This is a genomic window from Nostoc sp. CHAB 5715 (assembly GCF_020829685.1).
Lineage (GTDB): Bacteria > Cyanobacteriota > Cyanobacteriia > Cyanobacteriales > Nostocaceae > Nostoc.
Window position 1 is genome coordinate 1 of the sequence record NZ_JAIVFR010000446.1, and the last position, 5,878, is coordinate 5,878.

Sequence of the window (5,878 nt, forward strand, 5' to 3'; positions counted from 1 at the left end):
CGCTCAGTGCATCGCGTAAATTTATTTATGAAAAACAAAAAATATGTATTCCATCGAGTAGGCGCATATTTATAGCGTCCTTATTAAATCCCCTAAATTTATCGTAAGTTCAAGGGTTTAAGACCCCTACATCTATATGTAGCACTAGTTTCAGTCGGAGTTTAAATCCCCGTTTGAAATTTCTAAAATGTTTGAATTTTGAATTTTGAATTTTGAATTGTTAAGGTGGGTTATGGCCCAATACAATTCAGTTAGGTCAAAAACCATAAACTCCGTAGGTTGGGTTGAACGAAGTGATATCATGTCCGACTTAGTACTTAGTCAAAAGCGAGCAAAGCGTGGCAATCCCAAACCTTTGCGATTGCTTCATTCCACTTCGTTGCATTCGCAATGACATATCGTAAGTGATTTGCCGAACTTGATATGAAACCCAACAAATTACCGAAAATGTTGGGTTTCGTTCCTCAACCCAACCTACGATTCTCTACGATTGTCCTTAACTGAACCGTATTGGGTTATAGCCTCAAACCTTTGTTGGATAACTAAGACACAAGATAAATGATGTTCATAGTTGATTTATGACAACATTATTAACTCCTAAAACGTGTAACATAATTATCATAGCTACAGGTTTAGAATCAAACTAATTTACACTCCAGAAACCAAGAAATCAGAAGCAGCTAAAAGAGGAGAACTCACGATAGTTACAAACAAACCTCCCGTACCAAAACCGACCGCTTCGTTATCTTGGTTGTAGAACAAGCTGCCGCTACCAGAACTATAAACAATTTCTGCACTACTACTTTGAGCTAGAGAATCGGTAGCAACTACGGCAAAGTCAGAGCCAATTAATTCACCATTGGTAGTGTTGTCTAGATCTGTAAAAGTTCTTTTCGATAACAAAATTTTGTCTGTATCACCTGAAAAGTCTAGTATTTGGTCTACACCAAAAGTAGAACTGTTAAAAGCACTTCCAGTGTCAAATACAAAGCGGTCTGAACCTATACCTCCTGTAAGAACATCGTTACCATTACCACCATTAAGAGTGTCGTTACCACTACCACCATTAAAAATATCGCTACCATCATCTCCTCTTAGGAAATCGTCACCATCACTTCCTTGGAGAGTATCATTACCTGTTCCCCCTGTAAGTCTATCGTCACCAGTATTACCATCGAGGAAATCGTTGTCAACGCCTCCACTAAGGTTATCGCCACCACTACCTCCTTGGAGGTTATCATTACCTGGTCCTCCTACAAGGATATCGATACCACTACCTCCTTGGAGGAAATCGTTGCCTTCGTCTCCACTAAGGTTATCGTTACCAACACCACCCCTGAGAGTATCGTTACCTTCCCCTCCAGAGAAATTATTGATACCACTATCAGTACCAGCAGAACCATCTAACAGAAAATCATGACCATCGCCTCCAAGAGCTATGTCATCACCCTCGCCAACATCTACAATGTCATTACCGGGCCCGCCATCAACATTGTCATCACCAGATCCCGAATCAATAAAATCGTTACCAATTCCACCTGTAATAATATCTCCACCACTTCCCGTAAAGACAACTTCATCTTTATCACTACCACTCAGATCAACCTCCGGATCTGAACCTGATGTTCCCAAAACGGTTATTATTCCTCTTGCACTAGCAATACCTATTTTTATACTATCAGTAATAGTTATACTACCGCGTTGAAAATCTATTACTTGACCTCGACCAAGTTGAATCACTAGATCCTGGTAGGAGACTTTAATAGACTCTGCAACCCCTTCTTCAACTATAAAAACAGGAATAATATTGCTTGCAACCAGCCTATTTCTTAGTTGGACAATTGTTGGATAATCTTCGTCAGCATCAGCTACATTATCTCCATCATTAGGTCGAGTAATAGTTGAGCCAGCCCTTGTTACACCCTCTGGAGGTTGATGAAAAGTAGCATCAGTGATAACTAAAGCAATGCGAGTTGAACCTACTCTGTAATTAGGATTGAAAGATAGTTGCAAAAGTGCTTCTAATTGTGCTTCTGGTCCATCACCACCACCACCAGCACTTAATCCATTAACTGTTGAAATAACACTAGCTGTATCACCTGTTAAAGCAATGTTGTTTCTATAAACAAAGTCACCATCACCAGCACTACCAAAGGGACTAACTGGTTTATCTTTGAAAGAGGCAATACCAAAAAAAGGGTTAGCACCGTAAATAACTTCTAAAACTGGGTCTTTTAAGTTATCTAATAGTGAAGGAAAGATACTTTTTAGCCTGGGCAAGTCCTCACTAAATGACCCTGTTAAGTCTTGTAAAAGAACAATATCAGATACTGGAGCCATAGTTCATACCTCAGAATTATGTCAATTAATTTGAGCTAAGAAATTACTACTAATTCAAGCTTTCTTTAGAGGATGTTTGAAAAGTTTGGTTCTATCGCTCCCTTTATGGTTCCTACTTTTTAAGGGGGGTTAGGGGGAAATACTGCTCGGTTAAGGAAAAAAAGTAGGCTCAAACCCTTGAAATATCGTTGTCTATAATGCTCAAAAGAGGCTTAACCGAGCAGTATTGGGTTAAGGGGGATCAATAAGTGCCTAAAATCACAGCCAACTACTTTTCAAACAACCTCTTAAGCTTGATTAATCGCTGGAAATTCAGGAACAAAAAGCTTGGACTAATCGAGTCGAAGTTAACTCAACAGGCCAGGACTTTTTTCAAGACCCTATGAAGTATATTTTGCTAGGGCTTGTGAGAAAAGCTATATCAAGCATACAGCTACTTGCTTTATAATACAATACTATTCCAGTAATATTACAATAACCCACATTCAGCAGGTATTTTTTAAATTTTTGGAATTATCTACAACCCAATGATAACAAGGCTTTCAGGCAATGAAGCTCAATTCTATATTACAGCGATCGCTGCTCTACCTAACGGCAATCAAGCTTATTGATACTATTGTCAATAAATTAGTTGGTTTGAGATTAAATTCTTTGAACACCTCCATAGATAACAAAAAAACGTGAAATGCCTATTTTGATTGGGTTTTAGCTGTTTTATGAAATTATTTTTTTGACAAAATAACCTGCTGGGAAGAATATTTTGAGTATATTTACTCATGCTGAATGTGGGCAATAAGGGTTTCGGCTATTGTTTGCGTAAGTCTTGAGTTAATAACCTTTTGCTAGTAGCGAATTCGCGGATCTACATAAGCATTTAAAATATCAATCAAAATGCTGGCACTCACAACGATCGCACCAAAAAACACCAGCACTCCCTGGACTGTGGGATAATCGCGATCGGCGATCGCTTGATACAGTCGATTCGCTAACCCAGGCCAAGAAAATGTTACCTCTGTCAAAATCGCTCCACCTAACAGAGACGCAAAGGTTAATCCCAAGACTGTAATTACCGGAATTAACGCATTTTTTAAGGCATGGGAGGCTAAAATCTTATTTTCACCAATACCTCTGGCTCTAGCGGCTTCTACATAATCAGCTTGCAAGGTTTGCTTTAAATTCACTCGCACAATTCGCTCAAAAATCCCACTGAGCAGAATTCCCAAAGTGAGGCTCGGTAGGGCAAGATGATGCAAAGATGTGAAAAATTGAGTAAAATTTCCACCGAGTAAGCTATCAATTGTATACAATCCAGTCACAGTAGTGGGAGCCGGAAGATTGGGCGGAAAGCGGTTGGAATTGGGAAACCAACCCAGTTGGACTGAGAAAATCAACTGCAAAAGCATTCCCGCCCAAAACATAGGAAGTGCGTAGGTGATGATCCCAAATAAGCGCCCACCGACATCAAAATATGTTCCAGGACGAGAGGCTGAGAGAGTCCCAACCGCAATTCCAACGATGAGTGCAACCGCCATACTACATACTGCTAACTCTACTGTCGCTGGGAAATATTGTCCAATTATGTCCCAAACATTCTGTCCGCGACTCATTAAAGATGTTCCCAAGTCAAAGCGCAGTATGCTTCCCAAATAATTGAGATACTGTAGCCACAGAGGAAGGTTTAAACCAAGTTGTTTTCGCAATTCTTCTTTAGCAGTTTCTGGCGCACGTCCGCCGAGAATTGCATCTGCTGGATCTCCTGGCGTTGCTCTTAGTAAGAGAAATACAATGGTGATAATCGTTAATAGCTGAAGTGGCGCGAGAAGCAATCGAGAAAGAATGTAATATTGTAAAGCTTTAGAGCGAGACATAAGCAATTAAAAATTATAAATGCAGTTTTTGGAACTATCTTAGCTATTAACTAAATAACGCGATGTGCGACTTAATATTCTAACCTTTCTCCTAAAAGGAGAGAGGCTTTGATTTTTGCTCCCCTTTCCTTGTAGGGAAGGGGTTGGGGGTTAGGTTTGAGAGAAAGTCGCACATGGCTTAGATATATATTGAACATTAAATATTTTATTGAAGAGTCAAAAGTCAATGATCAACAGTTATTACTAATGACTAATGACTAATGACTACTTTTTAATCAGGGCTATTTCATTCTCATCTAGCCCACCTCAGAATAAATTCTGAGGCTAATAGTAAAAGTCGTCTAAAGACGACTAATAAAGGCTTTTAGTCCACTTTAGTGGACTTGGGCTAAAAGCCTGTGAACTTTAGTTCTGGGCGGTTTATGTCTAGAACGAAATAGCCCTACTTTTTAATTGTCTGGTAAATCAGAATTTGGGTAGGGTTAAGTTGTACGCTGTTAACACCATTTCGGGCAAATACATAGTCTTTGCTTTGCCATAAAGGAACATAAGGTACATCAGTAGCTACTTGCGTTTGAATTTCTGCAAAAATTTTCTGACGCGCTTCGGGATTTAGTTCTTTGCGTTGCTGGTCAATCAGCTTATTCATGGCTTCGCTATAGTAAAACGAACCCAGAGTTTGACTGCCTCCATCTTCGCATCCTTTAGCAACTGAACCTTTGTCGCAAGCCAAAAACGGCTGGACGTAATTATCTGGGTCTAAAAAATCTGGATACCAATCAAGTAAAGCCCCTGGATATAAACCTTTGGAAATGTCTTTAAAGAAGGCTGGCCCTTCGGCGGGAGTGACTTCAAATTGCAGTATTCCATCCATTTTGGCATCAACAAGAGATTTGAGCGTCTGTGCTGCCAAACTACGAGTAGGTGAACTAGAAGGATACCAAATTTGTACTTTTGCCGGATTCTCTTTAGAAAAACCAGCAGTAGTTAATAATTTTTTAGCTTGGTCAAAGTTAGCATCACCATATTTATCTTTAAATAATGGCACAGAAACATTAAGCGTCGTGGGAATCATGCTATAAAGCGGATCTGCTTGACCAAGTAACGCTCGCTCATTTAAGAGTGGACGGTCAATTATTGACGCGATCGCTTGTCTTACCTCTAATTTATCTAAAGGTTGCTGATTCCGGTTTAATACCAGATAACTTACTACACTACCCTCAGCTGCGATCGCTTGCCAATCCCCTTTTTTACCACCTTCTGACAAGCTCCGATTTTGATCTGGTTGCAGGGACAAATAAGCTACATCGATTGCACCTGTACGGAAAGCATTAAACAAATTAACCGGACTAGTTTGAATTTGGAGGTTAACACCCTTGTTAACTGGTTTTTCTCCCCAATACTTATCAAACACATCAAATCGAATTGAATCAGTACCATACTGTCCTAATTTGTAAGGGCCAGTCCCCACAAAAATATTCGGCTTAAATTTACCAGCACCAAGTTCGTAAGCTTTTGGTGAAACTGCACACACTCCAGGAAACGCCAGCAATGAAGGAAAGGCTGCAAAGGGCTTTTTCAGCTTAAAGGTTAACTCATACTCGCTTGTAGTTTTTACGGAATCTACTATATCACCTAGTAAGAATGAAGGTTTTCCTTTATTTTGAATA

Annotated in this window: 4 protein-coding genes; 1 reads left to right on the forward strand and 3 read right to left on the reverse strand. The window is 39.6% G+C overall.

From position 1 onward, the window contains the following. Positions 1-648 precede the first annotated feature (648 nt). The gene (locus tag LC574_RS22705; protein WP_229455790.1) at positions 649-2,340 is read right to left on the reverse strand and encodes a hypothetical protein; all 1,692 of its coding nucleotides are present in this window, start codon (positions 2,338-2,340) and stop codon (positions 649-651) included. 549 nt (positions 2,341-2,889) lie between these two features. Here LC574_RS22705 and LC574_RS38190 point away from each other — a divergent pair. Beyond that, positions 2,890-3,024 carry a hypothetical protein gene (locus LC574_RS38190; protein ID WP_267871640.1) on the forward strand — a complete coding sequence of 45 codons (135 nt, stop codon included), beginning with the start codon at positions 2,890-2,892 and terminating at the stop codon, positions 3,022-3,024. A gap of 158 nt (positions 3,025-3,182) precedes the next feature. On the opposite strand, the gene LC574_RS22710 is transcribed toward LC574_RS38190, so the two are convergent. Continuing rightward, complete coding sequence (locus LC574_RS22710) at positions 3,183-4,208, reverse strand: ABC transporter permease (RefSeq protein ID WP_229455791.1); 1,026 nt, start codon at positions 4,206-4,208, stop codon at positions 3,183-3,185. Between the two features lie 442 nt (positions 4,209-4,650). Continuing rightward, a partial coding sequence (locus LC574_RS22715) for an ABC transporter substrate-binding protein (RefSeq protein WP_229455793.1) occupies positions 4,651-5,878 on the reverse strand: 1,228 nt, incomplete at its 5' end.